Raw genomic sequence first — 20,048 nt, 5'->3', positions numbered from 1 at the left:
ATTAATGTGCTCCTGCGCTGCCTTCGCTTTTGATCGGCGAAAGCAATAAACAAAAGGGGATCAGCAACATCGCCACCAGGCTGAGCACGGTGAAAACGTCGATATAGGCGAGAAAACGCGACTGGGCGATCATCGCTTTGTACATCTGTCCGGTGGCGCTGGTCAGCGGATCGCCGACCAGGCTGGTGAAGTTACGGATCGCCTCCGCGGATTCACGCAAAGCCTGCTGAAATTGCTCATTAAAGGGAGAGGTATGCTCTGATAAGTGCGACATATGCGCCTGCGAGCGCTCGGTGATCGCCGCCGTAGAGAGCGAAATACCAACCGATCCCGCCACGTTACGGAACATGGTAAACAGCGCCGCCGCATCGGCATTTAGCTGGCGAGGGATCGAGATAAAGGCGATGGTCGTCAACGGCACAAACAGGAAGCCAAGGCCAATCGACTGCGCGCTGCGAAACAGCATCAGCGTTTCAAAGTCGATATCCGGGGCCAGTGTGCGCGACCACCAGAATGAGGCGGCCAGGCAGAAAAAGCCGAAGGCGATTATCCAGCGCGTCTGTACCACCGGCATCAGTTTCAGCACCAGCGGAATGGTCAGCACAATCAGCACCGCGCCGGGCGACAGCACCAGCCCGGACCAGGTGGCGGTATAGCCCAGATCCTGCTGCGCCAGTTGCGGGATCACCACCGAGCTGCCGTAGAGGATCATCGCCATGCCGGCCATCAGCAGGCTGGAAACCGTAAAGTTCTTATCCGCCATACAGCGCAAGTCGACCACCGGCTTTTTGGCATACATCAGCCAGTAAATGGCACCGACAATACCAATCGCTGTGAGAACGGCGAAAATGCACGTGAAATCGGAGTTGAACCAGTCTTCATCTTCACCGCGATCGAGCATCACTTGCAGGCAGCCCAGCCCCAGCGCAATCAGGCCAATGCCCGGCCAGTCGATGGACAATTTCTGCTTCGATTTACGCTCCCAGGGCGGATCTTCCAGCAGCTGGTAAATCGCCAGAACCGTGACAATACCCACCGGAATATTAATAAAAAAGACCCAGCGCCAGGAGTAGTTATCGGTTATCCAGCCGCCCAGCGTTGGCCCCAGCACCGGGGCGACAATAATGGCGATAGAGGACAAACCAAACGCTTTGCCACGATCTTCCGGCTTGAAGTAATCCAGCAACACCGATTGCTGCGTGGGTTGCAAACCGCCGCCGAAAAAGCCCTGCAAAATACGAAACAGGATGATTTGCCACAGCTCGGTGGCGATGCCGCACAGAAACGAACAGACGGTAAACATCACAATGCAGATCAGGAAAAACTGCTTGCGCCCGAAGGTGCGGCTGAGAAATGCGGAGATCGGCAGGACAATACCGTTCGCCACCAGGTAGCTGGTCAGCACCCATGTCGATTCGTCATAACTGGCGGAGAGCGACCCGGCGACGTGCGGCAACGCCACGTTGACAATCGTGGTATCGAGGATCTCCATAAACACCGCGAGGGTGACGACCCACGCCACCGCCCACGGGTTACTGGCGGGTTTCCAGTTCTCGTGGCTGTGATCCGTCATTCCAGCGTTACCTTCGGTTCAACGGAAAGGCCTAACGGCAACGGTTTGTTGGGATCTAATCCTTTATCGATGACGATTTTCACCGGCACGCGCTGAACGATTTTGACAAAGTTACCCGTGGCATTTTCTGAAGGGAAAGCGGCGAACTTCGACCCGCTACCCTGTTGGATACTGTCGATATGCCCTTCCAGCTCCAGATCAGGCCACGCATCCACTTTGACACTGACTTTATTGCCCGGACGCATGCGCTCAAGCTGCGACTCTTTGAAGTTCGCCACCACCCACACGTCCGGTGAGACCAGCGAAAACAGCGCGGTGCCCGCCTGCACTAAGGTTCCGTTTTGCACATTGCGTTTGGTGATAAAGCCATCGAATGGGGCGCGAACTTCCGTCCAGGATAAATTCAGATTCGCCGTTTCGAGCTGCGCTTTGGCCTGCGCCACTTGCTGCTGGCGCGCTTCGACATTAGTTTCCTGCTGGCGGATTTGCAACTGTACCTGGTCGGCGACTTCCAGCTGCGCTTGTGCGCTGGCAAGCTGTGCCTGCGCGCTACGCAACTGGGCATTGGCGCTATCGATATTTTGTTGTGTGGTGGCGCGAGGATCGACACCACGCTGGCGGCGATAAGCCGCTTCGGCGTTCGCCAGATCGGCTTTTGCTTTCAGTACCTGCGCGCGCGCTTCGTCACGCTGTGCGGGATACTGCACTTTTGATAAATCCAGTTGCGCCTGCGCCTGGTGTAGCTGGGCGATTGCCAGTCCCAGTTGCGCTTGCGCCTGATCGCGCTGCGCGGTGGCATCGCGCGGGTCAATCGTGACCAGTAAATCCCCTTTCTTCACGCGCTGGTTATCTTTCACCCGCAGTTCGGTGACATAACCTGCCACTTTCGGCGCAATCGTCACCGCGTCGCCATCGGTAAAGGCGTCGTCTGTCGTCTCTTCATTACGGGTTAAAAACCACCACACCAGCGCAACAATCACCATCACGCCGACAACAATGGCGAGGATAATCAGTGGTTTCTTTCCGGGGCGTTTACGTGGGTTTTGATTGTTATCGTCCTGAACATCGTCAGGATGCGTTGTGTTTTCTGCCATAGTTTCGCAACAGTCCTGTCAGGTAACGGCGCCAGGGATGCGCCGTTAACTAAAGTTAGGCGGTTGCTATACATTTGCCAGGATAAACTGACAAATCAGCACTATCTGAATAAGAGTAATCCGTATCCCACCAGCGCCGCCCACAGCAGCATCGGCATGGAATAGAGATGAAAGCGCCACCAGATGCGGCGATCGTTTGCCATACGCAGCGCGATAAGATTGGCCAGTGAACCGGGCAGCAAACCAAAGCCGCCAACATTCACCGCCCAGGCCAGCAGCGTATCCGGCGGGACATAATTGAGCAGCAAAATGGTCGCGGGCACGTTACTGATAAATTGCGACAGGCCGATGGCCGTCAACCACAAACCTGAAGGTGACAACTGGCTGGCACTGCTCAACACCGAATGCAGCGCAGGCAACTGAATAAGCAGGTGGACATCAATAAACATGGCGATAAAGACCAGCAATAGCGTCCAGTCCACGCTCAGCACAACCCGGCGCGCCAGCAGCAGGAACCCGAAGGCGACAATGGCCAGCCCCCACAGCTCCTGTTTCAGCTCCAGGGCGGTAATAAAGATTATGTAGAAACCGAGGCAACTCCACACCAGACGGGGCTGCCAGTCTGGCGTTTGCGCGCCGCTGTGGTAGTTAAGCGCCTTTTTCGGAAAACAGAACCAGCACAACACCAGCAGCGTCACCATCATTGCCAGCGCCAGCGGCGACATCTGCCAGATGAACGCAGGAAAAGAGAGACCAGAGCGTCCCCAGATAAGAATGTTTTGCGGGTTTCCGATAGGCGTTAATAACGACCCGGCATTTACCGCCAGCGCTTCAAAAATGATCAGCCGGTTAACCGGAATTTCGCACAGTTTTTTCAGCGTGATGGTCAGCGGCACCACAATAAACAGCGCCACATCATTGGTGAGAAAGGTGGAGAGGAGCGCCGCAGCCAACACCATAAACATCGCCAGCCGACGCTGATGATGAAAACGACGCACCATACGCCGTCCAATCACATCAAAATAACCGCTCAGCTCGACCCCTTTGGTTAGCAGCATCAGGCCGCTGAGAGTAATAATGGTGTGCCAGTCAATCGCCCCTGGCCAGGTTTTGGGTGCAAAGGGAACAAAAAAGCACAACGCAATTCCAATAAGCAGTAACAGATGCAGGAAGCGATCGCGCGCAAGGGCGCGAATGAGGGGCATAGTCATTCGGGTGATTGCTCGTGTTGCAGAGTGAAGCGGCGGAAACAGTCGAGCGTTTCCTGGCTAACGTGGTGTTCCATACCTTCGGCATCGCGGCGCGCAATTTCCGGGCTCACGCCCAGCACCAGCAGGAAGCTTTCGACGATTTGGTGCCGCTCGCGGCTCTCCTGCGCCAGCCTCTCGCCTTCCGCAGTTAAAAAAACGCCGCGCCAGGGGATCTGTTCAATTAAGCCCACTGTCGCCAGTCTTTTTAACATTTTAGCAACCGTCGGTTGTGATACACCAAGACGGGCGGCCATATCCACCTGGCGGGCTTCGCCCACTTCGCGGATCAAATCCGAAATCAGTTCAACATAATCATCGATCAGCTCGCGACGATGCGCTTCACGCACCTGACGAAAGCCTTCAACGTGCTCTTCTACATTTACCAGCGTCACTTTTTTTATTGTTTGCTTACCTGCGCGACGGTTCATTGTGCTTCCTCTGAAGGTGTGACACCTGTGCAGCATCATATAAGAGAAGCGCCATTGTAAACCATCCGTGAATCAGCACAAAAAATTAACGTCTTAGCCATAGCTATAGAACATAGCCTGTGCTATATCTGTATGTAATGCGTTCACCCTTCATGGAACGAAGGGTCTGAAAATGGCAGGAGGTAACGATGAATGAGTTCAAGAGGTGTATGCGCGTGTTTAGTCACTCTCCCTTTAAAGTCCGTTTAATGCTGCTGAATATGTTGTCCGATATCATTACCGGCAAACCGCAGCAGGACTCCGACAAATCTTCTCACTAATGCGGCGTCGCGGTACGCCGCTTCATTTTTCTGTCACAATCCCCCGCCATACTGGCTAATTCGTCTAAAAATCCGCGTATTTTTGCTGGATTTGCAATCATTCTCTCAAAACAACCGCTTAGCCCCTGTTGACCTTCGTCGCGCCTCGCTCTATCTTTGCGCTGCCCTGCACAAATTGCGGCTCGCAGATGCGGACCCCCTCCCCTCTTCACACGCACTGTCCGGCAGGTTTTGACCCTTAACGCCAGGGTGAGCACATGGCGTTTTCATGACAGTAATCTATGAGCCTAATCCTTAAAGAATCCGTTGCCTTTCGCAGCCAGACGCTCAACCCGTGGACGGGTTTCTACTTTTTACAATCGATGTTGATTAACTTCGCTCTGGGTTATGAATTTAGCGTGATGTATGCGGTTCTTTTAACCTGCGCTCTGATGATTCTCTGGCGTCATGCGCCTCGCGCGCAAAAAACCGTTATCGGGATTATCTCGCTGGTTGCCGCCTGTTATTTCCCGTTTGGCCGGGCATATGGCGCGCCAAACTTCAATACGCTGCTGGCGCTGCTGTCGACCAATATGGAAGAGTCGACGGAAATTCTGACTATCTTCCCGTGGTATCACTACGCTATCGGCGTATTCATTTTTGCGCTGGGCGTTATTTCGCTGCGCCGGCGGATAATCGAGCGTTCCACGCCGTGGCTGAAATGGGACACGCTGGGCACGATTGTGTGCATCGCTTCTTATTTTATTGGCCCGGTGCAAAACCATTTCAAAGGGTACGAATTCAGGATCATTGATACCGGTGTTCCGGTGCTTCGTTTCGTGCGCGATGTGGCGTTTAACTACTATGTCGTCAAAGAAGAACAGAAAAATATGGCCGCGCTCGCCAGTGTGAAAGACACCTGGACTGTGCTGGCGGTGAAACCGAAATACCATACTTACGTGGTGGTGATTGGCGAAAGTGCACGCCGCGACGCGCTGGGCGCTTTTGGCGGTCACTGGAATAACACCCCGTTTGCCAGCCAGGTAAACGGCACGCTGTTTATGGATTACATTTCCGCGAGCGGTTCAACACAAAAATCCCTTGGGCTGACGTTAAACCGTGTGGTGGAAGACAAACCGCAGTATCAGGATAATTTTGTCACGCTGGCTAACCGTGCCGGTTTCCAGACGTGGTGGTTCTCTAATCAGGGACAAATTGGCGAATATGACACGGCCATCGCCAGTATCGCGAAGCGTGCTGATGAAGTGCAGTTTTTGAAACACGGCGACTTCGAAGCAGATAAAAACACGCGCGACGAAGATCTGTTAAAACTCACCAGCCAGGTGCTGAGCACAAAACGCACTCAGCCGCAGCTGATTGTGCTGCATTTGATGGGCTCGCACCCGCAGGCCTGCGATCGCACCGGCGGCAAGTACAACGAGTTTGTGCAGTCAAAAGAGACCTCCTGCTACCTCTATTCCATCACGCAGACCGATGATTTCCTCGGAAAAATGTATTCGCAACTGGTCAATGCCGGCGAAAGTTTCTCGATGGTTTACTTCTCGGATCATGGACTGGCGATTAAAGAACGCGGGAAAGAGGTGCAGTACCTGGCGCATGCTGATACTTTCCAGCAGGACTTCCAGGTGCCGTTTATGGTGATTTCCAGCGACGATACCAAACATCGGGTGATTAAAGCGCGCCGTTCAGCGAACGACTTTTTGAGCTTCTTTTCGCAGTGGACGGGGATTAGCGCAGAGCAGATTAAAAATCCTTACCGTTTTATGTCCGAGCAAAAAGCCGGGCCAGCGTACATTACCAACTTTAAATTACAGAAAGTTGACTATAACCATCTCGGCACGGATCTCTTCGATACGCGCAGTAAGCGGTAATATCTGAAGTAAATTGCAGGCAAAAAAAATCCGCCCATTGGACGGATTTTTTATTATCGCCGAAGCGATTAGAAGCGGTAACCAACGCCAGCGATCCAGGTGCCAACGTCTACGTTACGAATACGGCTCTGCTCGTAGGAGAAGTCCAGAGCAACGTTTTCCATCGGGTTGAACTGCAGACCAGCACCGTAAGAGAAACCGTAGTCGCTGGTGTCAGACACTTTCGCGGTGTCTACAGTCTGCTGGAATTTACCGTAACCTACACCCACAACACCGTAGATGCTCGCCCAGTCGTTGATGCGGTAAGCCGGACCTGCGGTGATGCCGTAGTACTGCGCTTTGTTATAAACGCTGTTTTCGGTGCGATCTTTTTCAGTGTAAGTAAAGGAACCGATAACACCCAGCGGCTGGTCATCCTGCTCGTAGCGGTATTTCAGGTTGAAGCCGTTAGTTTTGTTGGCAATACCCTGAGCGTCGCTCTGAGCGTAGCCGCCAGTTACGGTTGAAGTTGCTGCTACTGCGGAACCTGCAGAAACCGCCAGAAGAGCGGCCAGAGCTGAAAGACATGCAATTTTTTTCATAATCCACCTCAAATGTGCTTCAAGTAAATCCTACGTCCTACGCATTTAAATATATCAAAATTAGTTAAGAAACTCTTTGCGGGAATTGGGGTCTAACGCGCCATTTGATGTAACAGAAAGTTTCCGCCACTGACCAACCCTTTCAAAAAAAAGCATTTTTCCCACACAACGCACCATTATGCTGCGCATTTAATGGCACATTCATCCAGATAATTCTTAATTGGATAGGTTAATTAACCATCAGAGAGGCGTTATTCTACGGTTTTTTCAGTTACTTTTTTTCAACAAACGCTCAACCAGCCGGGGGTAATTCAAGTAGACTGCCTCTTTTACTTTATTTGACAGAAATTGACGGGAGAAAGGATGCCTGCGCAGTCTCGTAAATTGCCGGTGTGGTTGCCGGTGTTGATATTGCTTGTCGCGATGATGTCCATTCAGGGAGGCGCATCGCTGGCGAAATCGCTTTTTCCGGTGGTGGGAGCTCCTGGCGTCACCGCACTGCGCCTCGCGCTTGGCACGATTATTTTGGTCGTGGTGTTTAAGCCCTGGCGTTTACGTTTTACCCGTGAACAACGCCTGCCGCTGCTGTTTTACGGCCTGTCACTTGGGGCCATGAACTATATGTTCTATTTATCGATCCAGACGATACCGCTCGGCGTTGCGGTGGCGCTGGAATTTACCGGCCCGCTGGCGGTGGCGCTTTTCGCCTCACGTCGCCCGGTGGATTTCATCTGGGTGATCCTCGCGGTACTTGGCCTCTGGTATCTGCTGCCGCTGGGTGAAAATGTGTCACATGTTGATCTCACTGGCGCGGCGTTTGCTCTAGGTGCCGGCGCTTGCTGGGCAATCTATATCCTTTCCGGGCAGCGCGCCGGGGAAGAGCATGGCCCGGCAACAGTGGCGCTGGGTTCATTAATTGCGGCGGTGGTTTTTGTGCCGCTTGGCGCATTCCAGGCAGGTGAGGTGCTGTGGCACTGGTCTGTTCTGCCGCTGGGGATCGCCGTGGCGATTTTATCCACCGCCCTGCCTTACTCACTGGAGATGATCGCCCTGACGCGCTTACCAACTCGTACGTTCGGCACATTAATGAGTATGGAACCAGCAATGGCGGCCGTTTCCGGCATGATTTTCCTCGGTGAAACGCTAACCTTCCAGCAAGCGCTGGCGCTGGCGGCGATTATTACTGCGTCGATGGGCTCGACACTCACGCTGCGTCGGGAAGCCACAGTCAAAAAAATTGATATTGGTTAAATAACTATTATTTGGCATGAGATCCTTCTTATGCCAAATATCCTCACCACACCGCCGACATTATTTCTTACTTTTCCCAGCATCCTGCATTAAATAGAATCATTCGCATTTTTAAAATAATACGTTATTAGAATTATCTTACATTTCATTTAATTAGTTACGCCATTCTGAAATCCTCTCCTATATTTTATATTCGCTATCGAACTGATAGGCACAGCCAAGACTGCCAGTAAAAATCTGGTGCTATACTTAGTTTCGGTAATTTCCTGGGACACAAACATCAAGAGGATATGAGATTATGAGTACCGCTAAACTGGTTAAAACGAAAGCGTCTAATCTGCTTTATACCCGTAACGATGTATCGGATAGCGATAAAAAAGCGACTATTGAGCTGCTGAATCGCCAGGTGATCCAGTTCATTGACCTGTCTTTAATCACTAAACAGGCCCACTGGAATATGCGCGGTGCTAACTTCATTGCCGTTCATGAAATGCTGGATGGCTTCCGTACTGCGCTGGTGAACCATCTTGATACCATGGCAGAGCGCGCCGTACAGCTCGGCGGTGTCGCGCTGGGCACCACACAGGTGATTAACAGCAAAACCGCGCTGAAAAGCTACCCGCTGGATATCCATAGCGTGCAGGACCACCTCAAAGAACTGGCCGATCGTTACGCAGTCGTCGCCAACGATGTGCGTAAAGCCATTGGCGAAGCGAAAGACGAAGATACCGCTGATATCTTTACCGCCGCTTCCCGCGACCTGGATCAATTCTTGTGGTTCATTGAGTCCAATATTGAGTAATCCATAAGTTTTGCCTATACACCCTGCGCATCCTGCGCAGGGTTTTGCACTGTTACAGTGCGCCTTATTCTCTCCTTCCACGCTAAAAGTTACCGCAACGTAATTATCTCATCACAAAATTGTTAATAAGTGATTGTTTTTACCCCACGATCTGCGCTAAAAAAAAGCAAAACAGGCCATGCCGCCAGAATGCACCAAAATAGTGACTCAAAATGGTGCATGCGGCTATTGTTGCTACACTTATTGTGCAACCGGGTAAAGGTTCACCTTTACAAAACAATAGGTTGTAAACCTGGCATGATTTTTTCATACTGCGTTCATTCTCGCAGGGGTTCGTTCCCCGGATACAAAAGGAAAAACTATGAAGTCTGTATTGAAATTTTCCCTGGCTGCACTCGCTCTCGCTTTTGCCGTCTCTTCTCAGGCTGCTGATAAAAAACTGGTTGTCGCTACCGACACTGCGTTCGTTCCTTTCGAATTCAAACAAGGTAACAAATATGTTGGTTTCGACGTGGATCTGTGGGCAGCGATCGCCAAAGAACTGAAACTGGATTATGAACTGAAGCCAATGGACTTCAGCGGCATCATTCCTGCGCTGCAAACCAAAAATATCGATCTGGCGCTGGCGGGTATTACCATTACTGAAGAGCGTAAAAAAGCCATCGATTTCTCTGACGGCTACTACAAAAGCGGTCTGCTGGTGATGGTGAAAGCCAACAACAACGACGTGAAAAGCGTGAAAGATCTTGATGGTAAAGTGCTGGCAGTGAAGAGCGGTACCGGTTCTGTTGACTACGCGAAAGCGAACATCAAAACCAAAGACCTGCGTCAGTTCCCGAACATCGACAACGCGTATATGGAACTGGGCACGGGTCGCGCTGACGCGGTACTGCACGACACGCCGAACATCCTGTACTTCATCAAAACTGCAGGCAACGGTCAGTTCAAAGCTGTTGGCGACTCTCTGGAAGCGCAGCAGTACGGTATTGCCTTCCCGAAAGGCAGTGATGAACTGCGCGAGAAAGTGAACGGTGCGCTGAAAACGCTGCATGACAACGGCACTTACAACGAAATCTATAAAAAATGGTTCGGCACCGAACCGAAATAATTATTAAAAAATAAAGTGTTACACCTCGGAGGCGGCTTTCGCCTCCGATGCTTTTTGTTAAAACCACGGTATACAGGAACACATCATGCAGTTTGACTGGAGCGCCATCTGGCCCGCCATTCCGCTTTTGCTTGACGGGGCCAAAATGACCTTATGGATTTCGATCCTCGGTCTGGCTGGCGGCATCGTTATCGGCCTGCTGGCCGGTTTAGCCCGTACCTATGGCGGCTGGATTTCTAACCACATCGCACTGGTATTTATCGAAGTGATTCGCGGTACGCCAATCGTCGTGCAGGTGATGTACATTTACTTCGCCTTACCGATGGCCTTCCCCGATATCCGTATCGACACTTTCAGCGCCGCAGTGATCACTATTATGATCAACTCCGGGGCTTATATCGCCGAAATCACGCGCGGTTCTGTACTGTCTATCCATAAAGGGTTCAGCGAAGCGGGCCAGGCGCTGGGGCTTTCCCGCGTTGAAACTATCCGCCATGTGATCATGCCACTGGCGCTGCGTCGCATGCTGCCGCCGCTGGGGAACCAGTTGATCATCAGCATCAAAGATACATCGCTGTTTATTGTTATCGGCGCAGCCGAATTAACCCGTCAGGGCCAGGAAATCATTGCCGGTAACTTCCGTGCGCTGGAAATCTGGACCGCCGTAGGGGTGATTTATCTGATCATTACCCAGGCGCTGAACATCGTGCTCCGCCGTCTTGAAAAAAGGATGAAAATCCTGTGATTGAATTTAAAAACGTTTCCAAGCACTTCGGTCAAACCCAGGTGCTGCACAATATCGACTTGAACATTACTCAGGGTGAAGTGGTGGTGATTATCGGGCCGTCTGGCTCCGGGAAATCGACGCTGCTGCGCTGCATCAACAAACTGGAAGAGATCACCAGCGGCGATCTGATTGTCGACGGACTGAAAGTTAACGATCCGAAAGTGGACGAACGCCTGATCCGCCAGGAAGCGGGCATGGTGTTCCAGCAGTTCTATCTGTTCCCGCACCTGACCGCGCTGGAAAACGTCATGTTTGGCCCGCTCCGTGTGCGCGGCGCAAAGAAAGACGAAGCGGAAAAACTGGCAAAAGATCTGCTGGCGAAAGTCGGTCTCGCCGAGCGAGGCCATCACTATCCGTCTGAGCTTTCCGGCGGTCAGCAGCAGCGTGTGGCGATTGCCCGTGCGCTGGCAGTGAAACCGAAAATGATGCTGTTTGATGAGCCAACCTCTGCCCTCGACCCGGAACTGCGCCACGAAGTGCTGAAAGTGATGCAAGACCTGGCCGAAGAAGGTATGACCATGGTGATCGTGACCCATGAAATCGGCTTCGCCGAGAAAGTGGCCTCTCGTCTGATTTTCATCGATAAAGGCCGCATTGCCGAAGATGGCAACCCGCAGCAGCTGATCGAAAATCCGCCGAGCCAGCGCCTGCAGGAATTCCTGCAACACGTCTCCTGATTTACCCCGCCCCTCCTTGCGGAGGGGCACTCCCCCAGATTCTTCTCAATTCATCGCGGCTGCAGTACGGCATCTATACTTATCATTTTGCTGGACTTTCTCACCGGAGGAGCACATGCCGTGGATCCTGCTATTGATTGGGTTGTGGTGCGCGCCATTACAGGCTGCGACGATACCCGGCATTACCTCTGCGGCGACCACGCCCCCGCCTGCCACGCAAACAAGTGAGCCCAATGTCGAACAGAAAAAAGCCGCTTATGCCGCACTGGCGGATGTGCTGGAAAATGATGAGTCGCGTAAGGAACTGATTGATCAGCTACGTAAAGTTGCCACCACGCCGCCGCAAGAACCGGTGCCGGAGATCACGCCTCCCGAGGTGAAAGAGCAAAAAACGGTGCTGGAAAACGTGACCGAGGTTAGCGAGCATTATGGCAACGCGCTGGCATCGCGTTTTGCTCAGCTTTATCGCAATATCACCGGTTCGCCCCATAAAGCCTTTAACCCGCAGACCTTCAGCAACGCCGCCAGCCATTTTCTGCTATTAGCCGCGCTGGTTTTTGCTTTCTGGTTTCTGGTTCGCTTAGCGGTATCGCCGCTGTATCGCAAAATGGGCGCCTGGGGACGGCGTAAAAACCGAGACCGCAGTAACTGGTTGCAACTGCCCTCAATGATTATCGGCGCGTTTATTATCGACCTGATGCTGCTGGCGTTGACGATATTTGTCGGTCAGTTGCTGAGCGCCAATCTTAACGCCGGCAACAGCACCATTGCCTTTCAGCAAAGCCTGTTCCTGAACGCCTTTGCGCTGATTGAGTTTTTTAAAGCGATTTTGCGGCTGATTTTCTGCCCGCGTATTGCCGATCTGCGCCCCTTTCGCATTACCGATGAAACCGCCCGCTACTGGCACCTGCGCCTGAGTGCGCTGAGCAGCCTGATTGGCTACGGTTTGCTGGTTGCAGTGCCGATTATCTCCAACCAAATCAATGTACAGTTTGGCGCACTGGCCAATGTGGTGATTATGCTCTGCATTACCGTATGGGCGCTGTATCTTATTTTTCATAATAAGCGGCAAATTCAGCACAACTTGATTATCCTGGCGGATCACTCGCTGGCCTTTTTTAGCTTGTTTATCCGCGCCTTTGCGCTGATCTGGCACTGGCTCGCCAGCGCTTACTTTATTGTGTTGTTCTTCTTTTCGCTGTTCGATCCCGGCAACAGCCTGAAATTCATGATGGGCGCCACGGTCAATAGCCTGGCGATTCTGAGCATTGCCGCATTTCTTTCTGGCGTATTGTCGCGCTGGTTGAATAAGACCATCACCCTTTCGCCGCAGGTACAGCGCAACTATCCCGAGTTGCAAAAACGGCTCAATGGCTGGCTCTCCGCGTCGTTAAAAGCCGCACGTATTCTGGTGGTCTGTGCAACGATCATGCTGCTGCTGAATGCCTGGGGGCTGTTTGATGTCTGGCACTGGCTGAATTACGGCGCGGGGGAGAAAACCGTCGATATCCTGATCCGTATTGCCTTGATCCTCTTCTTCTCCGCCGTTGGCTGGACGCTGCTCGCCAGCATTATTGAAAACCGGCTGGCGTCGGATATTCATGGCCGCCCGCTGCCAAGCGCGCGTACCCGCACACTGCTAACGCTGTTTCGCAATGCGCTGGCGGTGGTGATAAGCACCATCACGGTGATGATTGTGCTGTCGGAAATTGGCGTGAACATTGCGCCATTGCTGGCCGGGGCCGGGGCGCTCGGGCTGGCTATCTCCTTTGGTTCGCAGACGCTGGTGAAAGATATTATCACCGGCATTTTTATCCAGTTTGAAAACGGCATGAACACCGGGGATTTGGTCACCATCGGCCCGCTCACCGGTACCGTAGAACGGATGTCGATTCGCTCTGTTGGGGTACGTCAGGATACCGGCGCGTACCACATCATTCCGTGGTCATCGATAACCACTTTCGCCAACTTTGTACGCGGCATTGGCTCTGTGGTGGCGAATTACGACGTGGATCGCCAGGAGGACACCGACAAAGCGAATCAGGCGTTAAAAGATGCCGTGGCGGAACTGATGGAGCAGGAAGAGATCCGCGGCTTGATTATTGGCGAACCGTCGTTTGCCGGGCTGGTCGGGCTGACCAACACGGCATTCACGCTTCGCGTCACCTGCACTACCCTGCCGCTGAAACAGTGGACGGTGCGTTTTGCCCTCGACACAATGGTGAAAAAGCATTTCGACCGCGCGGGCGTGCGCCCGCCGGTGCAGACTTACCAGATGCTACCGGCACCGGGAAGCGCAACGCAGCCAGCATCACCCGCCAGCCCGCCGCCGCCACCAACAGAACCTACCCTTTAAAACGCGTCTGCGCCCAGCGTTTACGCTGGGCCTCATCAAGAAACGTCCAGGCGATAAAACGGCTCTGCTTCTGGCCTTGCGCCATCTCTTTTTTCATCACTTTCACTGCGCCAACCTGGGTCAAGGCGCGATAGAGTTCGGGCAGGTTATCGCCGCGTGACACCAGCGAGGTAAACCACAACACCTGACGTGCAAATTGTTGGCTTTCCGCAATCATCTTGCTGATAAAGGCCACTTCGCCGCCTTCGCACCACAGCTCCTGTTGCTGACCACCAAAGTTAGCGGCGTCGCTGGCGGCTTGCCCGAGGTTGCGACGCTTGCGCTCGCTTCCGGCCTGTGCGCTTTGCGCGGAGTCGTGGAACGGTGGGTTGCAGAGAACCGCATCGTACTGCTCATTTTTATGAATAATGCCGGTGAGAACAGACGCCGGCTCTTTCTGGCGACGCAACCGTATCGCACGGCTCAATCCAGGATTGGCACTGATGATCGCCTGCGCGCTGGCAAAAGCCCGATCGTTAACTTCGCTACCGGTAAAACGCCAGCCGTACTCATGCGCACCAATCAGCGGGTAGATACAGTTTGCGCCAGTACCGATATCCAGCACGCTGGCCTGCGTCGGCACGGTACCGTCGTTGCTTTCTGCCAGCACATCTGCCAAATGGTGAACGTAATCCGCGCGCCCCGGTACTGGCGGGCAGAGGAAACCGTCCGGGATATCCCACTCACCAACACCATAAAACTGCGCCAGCAGCGCTTTGTTCAGAGCTTTCACTGCCTGCGGCTCGGCAAAATTGATGGTCGTCTCACCGTTCGGGTTGGTGGTCAGAAACGCGCGCAGTGACGGGTTCACGGCGCACAGCGCCTCGAGATCGTAGCGGCTGTGGTGGCGGTTACGCGGGTGCAGACCCGGCTTCTGGGCATTCATGGCATTCTCCTGTTAGCAGCGGCGTAAGATACCCGTTGACGTTGGTCGGGTAAATAAGTGAGGCTGAAGAATCTGTTTTTTAATGACCGGAAAGCGCTATGTATTTTTATGAACCTGCAAAAGGTCATGGTCTGCCCCATGATCCCCTGAATGCCATTATTGGCCCGCGCCCCATCGGCTGGATCGCCTCGCTGGATGAACAAGGCCGACGAAATCTTGCCCCGTACAGCTTTTTTAACTGCTTCAATTATCGCCCGCCGATTATCGGCTTTGCCAGCAGCGGCTGGAAAGACAGCGTACGCAATATTAGCGAAACCAAAGAGTTTGTCTGGAACCTGACAACGCGTGAGCTGGCTGTGCCGATGAATGAAACGTCTGCCTCTTTACCGCACGGCGAAGATGAGTTTGCCCGTGCGGGACTCACCCCCGCTGCCAGCCGAATCATCAAGACGCCACGCGTGGCGGAAAGCCCGGTCAATTTTGAGTGTCGACTCTCGCAGTGTATTCAACTGACCGCCGCCGACGGAACGCCGGTTGATAGCTGGCTGGTGCTCGGTGAAGTGGTTGCCGTGCATATTGATGAAACGCTGCTGGAAAACGGTATCTACCAGACGGCCAAGGCCCAGCCGGTGTTACGTGCAGGTGGCCCTTCAGCCTATTACGGCATTAGCGAAGCGCAGCGTTTCGATTTGACGCGCCCGGATAACCGCTAGCCTTCCCGCCGGGCGGGGATGTGACCGTTCGCCCGGCATCAGCGCCGCGCGGCCGTTTGCTATAATGATAGTTTTAGTCCGGGAGAACAGATTATGGCTTCAGGTTGGGCAAATGATGGCGCAGTGCAACAGCAAATCGACAGCACCATTGACGATGCGGTCGCGCGAGCGCGCAGCGGTTTACCTTCCGGCGAAAGTTTAAAGGCTTGCGAAGAGTGCGGAGAGCCCATACCGGAAGCACGGCGTAAAGCGATTCCCGGCGTGCGCTTATGCATAACCTGTCAACAGGAGAAAGATTCACATAACTCTACGTTTGCAGGATATAATCGCAGAGGATCGAAAGACAGCCAGCTACGTTGACCTTTCCTGACGTATGTAACCAGCGCAAGCGGTTGCCTTTACATCCATAAAATCCCGCCCTGCACGTAGCAAAATGTGCCGCAAAAACGGGTGCCAGCCTGAGCGGTGGTAAATTGCATTATTTTCATCCTTCAATATATTTAAATTCAATAAATTAGTCCTTATTCAATTTTTTAGAATAAGGCCGTCAATTCTCTTCGATTTTATCTCCCGCCAAAAACCGTGATACTCATCACATCGACGGAACATTGTCCCCTATACAGAATAACCTGCGAGATATTACCCATGAAAACCATCAAATATGCTGTTGCTGCCATCGCGTTGTCCACCCTCTCTTTCGGTGCTTTTGCGGCACAATCCGTCACCGCTGCTCAGGCAGAGAATCTGAATAAAATCGGTGTTGTTTCCGCTGAAGGCGCGACCACGCTGGACGGGCTGGAAGCCAAACTGGCAGAGAAAGCACAAGCCGCTGGCGCAACGGGCTACAGCATCACGTCCGCGACAGGCAATAACAAACTGAGCGGCACCGCCGTTATCTACAAATAACCGAAACCCGTGTTTTACCCCGGGCAAATTAACCCTCTGCCTGGGTGCTCCACCCTCATTAACCCTGTTGTTACCCTGTTTTGCCCGTCCAGAAATGTGACGGGCTTTTTTTGTCAGAAACTTTGTGCAACCCGCGCCAGTCCCGCTTCCAGCGTCGCCACTTCACCCGTTGCCACCAGGCAGCAGGCAAGCTGAATTTTGAGCGACTCCGGCACTGCTTCACTTCCCGCAAGGCAGCGTTCTGTCCAGCGCGCCGTACTTTCCGCATCTTTCGCGGCACCGTCACTTACTGGCGCTGCCGCATCGTCACGCGCATAAAGTACGCGCTCGCCCTGCGCATCAATCAGGTTGATTTGCGGGCAGCGCTGCGGGTTGGCATACACTTCCCCTTCCGTGCCATGCATCAGCAGGCCGCGCCCGCCGATATCGGCAAAGAATTTCGCCACGCGCGTGATGTATTCCGGGTGCGAAACGCTGGATAAACGCAGCGCGGCATCTTTTTCAAACGGCGTTGCCAGCTTCGCCAGCGTATGCGCGCTGTTGCGCACGCCCATCCGCCAGCGCATCGCCAGCTGTTTTTCCAGCGGTGGGCAGAGTGCGCTCACAGGAATGTAGACCGGCTGATGCCCCTCCAGCTTCGCCTGCGCCTGACCAGCGTGCAGCGTGGCGTCGATACCCAGCAGTTTGAAAATGCTCTCCGTCACCACGCGCGTCGGATCTTCAGTAACGCCGTGCACCACAACCGGAAAACCGAGTTTGTTGAGCAAAATCGCCAGTAGCGGCGTCAGGTTCGCCTGTTTGCGCGCACCGTTATAGCTGGGGATCACAATCGGCATCGGCTTTGCAACCGGCGGCGTCAGTTTCAGGGTGTGCTGTTGCATCGCCTCGTAAAAACCGCGCATTTCCGCTTCCCCTTCCCCTTTAATACGCAGGGCAATCAAAATGCCGCCCATCTCCAGATCCGGCACTTCCCCTTTCAGCATCTGCGAGTAGAGACCCCGGGCGGTATCGAAATCCAAATCGCGGGCGTGGTTTTTCCCACGACCAATTTCTTTAATGATTTTGCGGTAATCCATAGCGACTCCTTGCGGGCTCACATCGTTAACGGCGTTTGCGACGCTTCTGTTCTGATTTTTTCACAGGCTTCTTCACTATAACGTCCGGCATCACCGGTTGTGAAATAGGAAACACAGGTAGCGCGTCGAGCAGCCGTTTACCGTAGTTTTTGGTCAGTAGCCGTTTATCGTAAATCACCACTTCGCCACGACAACTGTGGCTGCGAATCAGCCTTCCTACTTGCTGGATAAGGTTAAACGACGCGCTGGGCAGGCTCTGCACTTCGAAAGGATAGCGATTCAGGCTTTTCAGCCACTCGCCTTCGGTGATCACCACCGGGCTGTCGATGGGCGGAAAAGCAATTTTATGGATGTGCACCTGCGTCAGGTAATCGCCTTTGAGATCCAACCCTTCAGCGAATGACTGCAAACCCACCAGCACGCTGCGCTCGCCGTTATCGATACGTTTGCGGTGCAGTTCCACCAGCCGATAGCGCGGCTGATCGCCCTGCACCAGCAGCAATAAACGCAAGTCCGCGACATAGGTTAAAAACAGCTGCATCGCGCGCTGGCTGGCAAAAAGCACCAGCATCCCGGGATGCGCTTTACTCTCAACCTGCTCACGAAACCAGGTGGCCATTTCCGCAATGTGCTGCTCTTCGTTTTCTATCAGCGGCTCGTAGCGCATCTGCGGAATAACAATTTTTCCCTGCTCAACATGGTTGAACGGCGAATCAAGCGTGACAAAGCGATCCCCGGCTTTCTCTTTTAAACCGCTCATCTCCTGCAGACGATTGAAACTGTTCAGTGAACGTAACGTCGCTGAGGTCACGACGATATGCGGTACGCTGCGCCAGAGCAGCTTTTCCAGCTGATCGCTCACGCGAATACCCACACAGTGGAAGAGCAGATGCAACTGTCCGTCACGCGCCTCACGGGTGACCCATTTGGTTACCGGCGCACCGGACGCCTGCGCCATTGAAGCCAGCCGCCAGAGTTTGCTCTGGCTTTCGAACATGCCCAACGCGCGGTTCATCTGCAAAATCACTCGATGCAAACGCACGATGTCGTGGCTGCCTGTCTTCTCGCTTAAATCATTCAGGAACAGCTCAGCCAGCCCGCGCAGCATCTCGGTGAGTTTTGCCAGCCGCTGGCAAATCTCCATCACTTCGTCAGGCAGTTCACCCATTGCAAAGCGATATTCCGCTTCCTGACCCGCCGGAAGATAAAGGTTGAGAATGTTGTTAAGCGAAGCGATAAGCGCGTAAAGCTCCTCGCAATGGGCGTTGAGCCGTTCCGGTGTCGCCAGCGGCGGCAGCGTTTTCGGGCGAAACTGTTCAAGACAAGTTGCCACCAGTTTGGTGAACAGATCGAGCTGAAGCTGATACCAGGGGGCGGTGATTTCCGCCGTCATCTCCAGTGCGTCGCGCGCCACATCCGGCAAATGGTGGCCTTCATCCAGCACCAGTAGCAGGTTTTTTGGCTCCGGCAGCACCGCCTCGCTCTCCATCGCCGCCATTACCAGCGCGTGGTTGGCGACCACCACTTCCGCTTCCTGGATTTCGCGGCGTGCGACAAAAAAGGGGCATTCGCGGTAGTAATGGCAATTACGGTTCAGGCAACTGGCTTTATCGGTGCTGAGCCGTCGCCACAAATCATCGCTAATCGCCTTGTCAGTGTGATCGCGCAAACCGTCCCACTTGTAGCTGTCGAGATCCGCTTTCAACGCCGCGCAACGTTTCTGCTCCTCCTGGTTACCAGGCGTCAGTTCATCGTCCAGAAATGCCAGCAGATCCTGCTGATTCGGCTCGCTGCTTGCCAGCGCCGCCAGGTTGCGCGGGCAGACATAGCGCCCACGGCCAAATGCGGCGGTAAAGCGTAAATCCGGGATGATTTTGCGCAGCAGCGGCAGATCTTTACTGAAGATCTGATCCTGCAGCGCCACATTCGCGGTGCTGACCACCAGCGTTTTTTGCTCTTCACGCGCGATGGCGATGCCCGGAATCAGGTAAGAGAGCGTTTTCCCCACGCCGGTTGGCGCTTCAATCGCCAGATGACGTCCTTCCTCCCCCGCCAGCGTTTTCGCCACGTCAGCAATCATCTGCCGCTGCGGCGCGCGGGGAATAAAGTCCGGGATCTGTTGTTGCAACGCCTTATACCAGGCGGCGATCTGCGCTTTTAGCGCGGCGGTTAGGGCCATGAGGGGAACCTGAAATACTGTATAAACAGCCACTATTGTGGCATTTTTAGCGCCCGTAGGGTAACCCTTTTTGCCTTTGCGCGAGCACCCTCGCGAATCCTTTTTCTCCCCACAGCGATACAGGATATTTTTCGCCGTGCCGATCACAAAT

19 protein-coding genes are annotated in these 20,048 nt (G+C 53.6%); 11 read left to right on the top strand and 8 right to left on the bottom strand.

Annotation, left to right across the window (positions count from 1 at the left end; translation table 11 throughout):
• Position 1: 1 nt before the first annotated feature.
• From IP581_RS07195 to mntR, 4 genes are all read right to left on the bottom strand, one after another.
• Positions 2-1,573: a DHA2 family efflux MFS transporter permease subunit gene (locus IP581_RS07195; RefSeq protein ID WP_193822136.1), complete on the bottom strand. Its 1,572-nt coding sequence runs from the start codon at positions 1,571-1,573 to the stop codon at positions 2-4.
• Positions 1,570-2,667, bottom strand: a complete 1,098-nt coding sequence (locus tag IP581_RS07190; protein WP_017456031.1) for an HlyD family secretion protein — start codon at positions 2,665-2,667, stop codon at positions 1,570-1,572. Before IP581_RS07190 ends, IP581_RS07195 begins: the two co-directional genes overlap by 4 nt.
• Positions 2,668-2,768: 101 nt before the next feature.
• The gene (locus IP581_RS07185) at positions 2,769-3,878 is read right to left on the bottom strand and encodes an anion transporter (RefSeq protein ID WP_097400686.1); all 1,110 of its coding nucleotides are present in this window, start codon (positions 3,876-3,878) and stop codon (positions 2,769-2,771) included.
• Complete coding sequence (gene mntR, locus IP581_RS07180; RefSeq protein ID WP_086871731.1) at positions 3,875-4,345, bottom strand: manganese-binding transcriptional regulator MntR; 471 nt, start codon at positions 4,343-4,345, stop codon at positions 3,875-3,877. The genes IP581_RS07185 and mntR overlap by 4 nt, the downstream gene beginning before the upstream one ends.
• A 188-nt stretch (positions 4,346-4,533) precedes the next feature.
• On the opposite strand from mntR, the gene mntS reads away from it, so the two are divergent.
• Together mntS and IP581_RS07170 are read left to right on the top strand one after the other, a co-directional pair.
• Positions 4,534-4,665, top strand: coding sequence for a manganase accumulation protein MntS (mntS, locus tag IP581_RS07175; protein WP_017456028.1), 132 nt, complete (start codon positions 4,534-4,536; stop codon positions 4,663-4,665).
• Between the two features lie 281 nt (positions 4,666-4,946).
• Positions 4,947-6,536, top strand: a complete 1,590-nt coding sequence (locus tag IP581_RS07170) for a phosphoethanolamine transferase (protein WP_193822135.1) — start codon at positions 4,947-4,949, stop codon at positions 6,534-6,536.
• A 68-nt stretch (positions 6,537-6,604) separates the two neighbouring features.
• On the opposite strand, the gene ompX is transcribed toward IP581_RS07170, so the two are convergent.
• Entirely contained in the window at positions 6,605-7,117 is a 513-nt protein-coding gene (ompX, locus tag IP581_RS07165) for an outer membrane protein OmpX (protein WP_086871727.1), read from the bottom strand.
• A gap of 363 nt (positions 7,118-7,480) precedes the next feature.
• Between ompX and rhtA the strand changes: the two genes are divergently transcribed.
• From rhtA to ybiO, 6 genes are all read left to right on the top strand, one after another.
• Positions 7,481-8,368, top strand: coding sequence for a threonine/homoserine exporter RhtA (rhtA, locus tag IP581_RS07160; protein ID WP_097400684.1), 888 nt, complete (start codon positions 7,481-7,483; stop codon positions 8,366-8,368).
• 298 nt (positions 8,369-8,666) lie between these two features.
• Positions 8,667-9,170 (top strand): DNA starvation/stationary phase protection protein Dps, encoded by a 504-nt coding sequence (dps, locus tag IP581_RS07155; RefSeq protein WP_086871723.1) that lies wholly within the window; start codon positions 8,667-8,669, stop codon positions 9,168-9,170.
• 361 nt (positions 9,171-9,531) lie between these two features.
• Entirely contained in the window at positions 9,532-10,278 is a 747-nt protein-coding gene (gene glnH / locus IP581_RS07150; RefSeq protein WP_086871721.1) for a glutamine ABC transporter substrate-binding protein GlnH, read from the top strand.
• 85 nt (positions 10,279-10,363) lie between these two features.
• Positions 10,364-11,023, top strand: a complete 660-nt coding sequence (glnP, locus tag IP581_RS07145) for a glutamine ABC transporter permease GlnP (RefSeq protein ID WP_017456022.1) — start codon at positions 10,364-10,366, stop codon at positions 11,021-11,023.
• Complete coding sequence (gene glnQ, locus IP581_RS07140; protein ID WP_086871719.1) at positions 11,020-11,742, top strand: glutamine ABC transporter ATP-binding protein GlnQ; 723 nt, start codon at positions 11,020-11,022, stop codon at positions 11,740-11,742. Before glnP ends, glnQ begins: the two co-directional genes overlap by 4 nt.
• Before the next feature lie 115 nt (positions 11,743-11,857).
• Entirely contained in the window at positions 11,858-14,098 is a 2,241-nt protein-coding gene (gene ybiO, locus IP581_RS07135) for a mechanosensitive channel protein (protein WP_193822134.1), read from the top strand.
• On the opposite strand, the gene rlmF is transcribed toward ybiO, so the two are convergent.
• On the bottom strand, positions 14,088-15,023 hold the full coding sequence (rlmF, locus tag IP581_RS07130) for a 23S rRNA (adenine(1618)-N(6))-methyltransferase RlmF (protein ID WP_193822133.1): 936 nt from the start codon (positions 15,021-15,023) through the stop codon (positions 14,088-14,090). The genes ybiO and rlmF overlap by 11 nt on opposite strands.
• A gap of 98 nt (positions 15,024-15,121) precedes the next feature.
• Between rlmF and IP581_RS07125 the strand changes: the two genes are divergently transcribed.
• The 3 genes from IP581_RS07125 (at position 15,122) to ybiJ (ending at position 16,642) form a co-directional block, all read left to right on the top strand.
• Entirely contained in the window at positions 15,122-15,736 is a 615-nt protein-coding gene (locus IP581_RS07125) for a flavin reductase family protein (protein ID WP_097400681.1), read from the top strand.
• Between the two features lie 93 nt (positions 15,737-15,829).
• Positions 15,830-16,096 carry a DksA/TraR family C4-type zinc finger protein gene (locus tag IP581_RS07120; RefSeq protein ID WP_086871712.1) on the top strand — a complete coding sequence of 89 codons (267 nt, stop codon included), beginning with the start codon at positions 15,830-15,832 and terminating at the stop codon, positions 16,094-16,096.
• Positions 16,097-16,381: 285 nt separating this feature from the next.
• A complete protein-coding gene (gene ybiJ, locus IP581_RS07115; protein ID WP_097400679.1) occupies positions 16,382-16,642 on the top strand; it encodes a DUF1471 family protein YbiJ in 261 nt (86 codons plus the stop codon).
• A 113-nt stretch (positions 16,643-16,755) separates the two neighbouring features.
• On the opposite strand, the gene ybiB is transcribed toward ybiJ, so the two are convergent.
• Together ybiB and dinG are read right to left on the bottom strand one after the other, a co-directional pair.
• A complete protein-coding gene (gene ybiB / locus IP581_RS07110) occupies positions 16,756-17,718 on the bottom strand; it encodes a DNA-binding protein YbiB (RefSeq protein ID WP_193822132.1) in 963 nt (320 codons plus the stop codon).
• A 25-nt stretch (positions 17,719-17,743) separates the two neighbouring features.
• Positions 17,744-19,897 (bottom strand): ATP-dependent DNA helicase DinG, encoded by a 2,154-nt coding sequence (gene dinG / locus IP581_RS07105; protein WP_193822131.1) that lies wholly within the window; start codon positions 19,895-19,897, stop codon positions 17,744-17,746.
• Between the last annotated feature and the right edge of the window lie 151 nt (positions 19,898-20,048).

The sequence above is a fragment of the Kosakonia pseudosacchari genome (genome assembly GCF_015167415.1).
GTDB classification, from domain to species: Bacteria; Pseudomonadota; Gammaproteobacteria; order Enterobacterales; family Enterobacteriaceae; genus Kosakonia; species Kosakonia pseudosacchari.
The sequence above is the reverse complement of the archived record's forward strand: the minus strand, read 5'-3'. Positions and strand labels throughout refer to the sequence as shown.

Bases quoted from the DNA above. Each gene is read 5' to 3' on its own strand.
- IP581_RS07195 (WP_193822136.1), bottom strand. From the start codon at position 1,573: ATGACGGATCACAGCCACGAGAACTGGAAACCCGCCAGTAACCCGTGG.
- IP581_RS07190 (WP_017456031.1), bottom strand. From the start codon at position 2,667: ATGGCAGAAAACACAACGCATCCTGACGATGTTCAGGACGATAACAAT.
- IP581_RS07185 (WP_097400686.1), bottom strand. From the start codon at position 3,878: ATGACTATGCCCCTCATTCGCGCCCTTGCGCGCGATCGCTTCCTGCAT.
- mntR (WP_086871731.1), bottom strand. From the start codon at position 4,345: ATGAACCGTCGCGCAGGTAAGCAAACAATAAAAAAAGTGACGCTGGTA.
- mntS (WP_017456028.1), top strand. From the start codon at position 4,534: ATGAATGAGTTCAAGAGGTGTATGCGCGTGTTTAGTCACTCTCCCTTT.
- IP581_RS07170 (WP_193822135.1), top strand. From the start codon at position 4,947: ATGAGCCTAATCCTTAAAGAATCCGTTGCCTTTCGCAGCCAGACGCTC.
- ompX (WP_086871727.1), bottom strand. From the start codon at position 7,117: ATGAAAAAAATTGCATGTCTTTCAGCTCTGGCCGCTCTTCTGGCGGTT.
- rhtA (WP_097400684.1), top strand. From the start codon at position 7,481: ATGCCTGCGCAGTCTCGTAAATTGCCGGTGTGGTTGCCGGTGTTGATA.
- dps (WP_086871723.1), top strand. From the start codon at position 8,667: ATGAGTACCGCTAAACTGGTTAAAACGAAAGCGTCTAATCTGCTTTAT.
- glnH (WP_086871721.1), top strand. From the start codon at position 9,532: ATGAAGTCTGTATTGAAATTTTCCCTGGCTGCACTCGCTCTCGCTTTT.
- glnP (WP_017456022.1), top strand. From the start codon at position 10,364: ATGCAGTTTGACTGGAGCGCCATCTGGCCCGCCATTCCGCTTTTGCTT.
- ybiO (WP_193822134.1), top strand. From the start codon at position 11,858: ATGCCGTGGATCCTGCTATTGATTGGGTTGTGGTGCGCGCCATTACAG.
- rlmF (WP_193822133.1), bottom strand. From the start codon at position 15,023: ATGAATGCCCAGAAGCCGGGTCTGCACCCGCGTAACCGCCACCACAGC.
- IP581_RS07125 (WP_097400681.1), top strand. From the start codon at position 15,122: ATGTATTTTTATGAACCTGCAAAAGGTCATGGTCTGCCCCATGATCCC.
- IP581_RS07120 (WP_086871712.1), top strand. From the start codon at position 15,830: ATGGCTTCAGGTTGGGCAAATGATGGCGCAGTGCAACAGCAAATCGAC.
- ybiJ (WP_097400679.1), top strand. From the start codon at position 16,382: ATGAAAACCATCAAATATGCTGTTGCTGCCATCGCGTTGTCCACCCTC.
- ybiB (WP_193822132.1), bottom strand. From the start codon at position 17,718: ATGGATTACCGCAAAATCATTAAAGAAATTGGTCGTGGGAAAAACCAC.
- dinG (WP_193822131.1), bottom strand. From the start codon at position 19,897: ATGGCCCTAACCGCCGCGCTAAAAGCGCAGATCGCCGCCTGGTATAAG.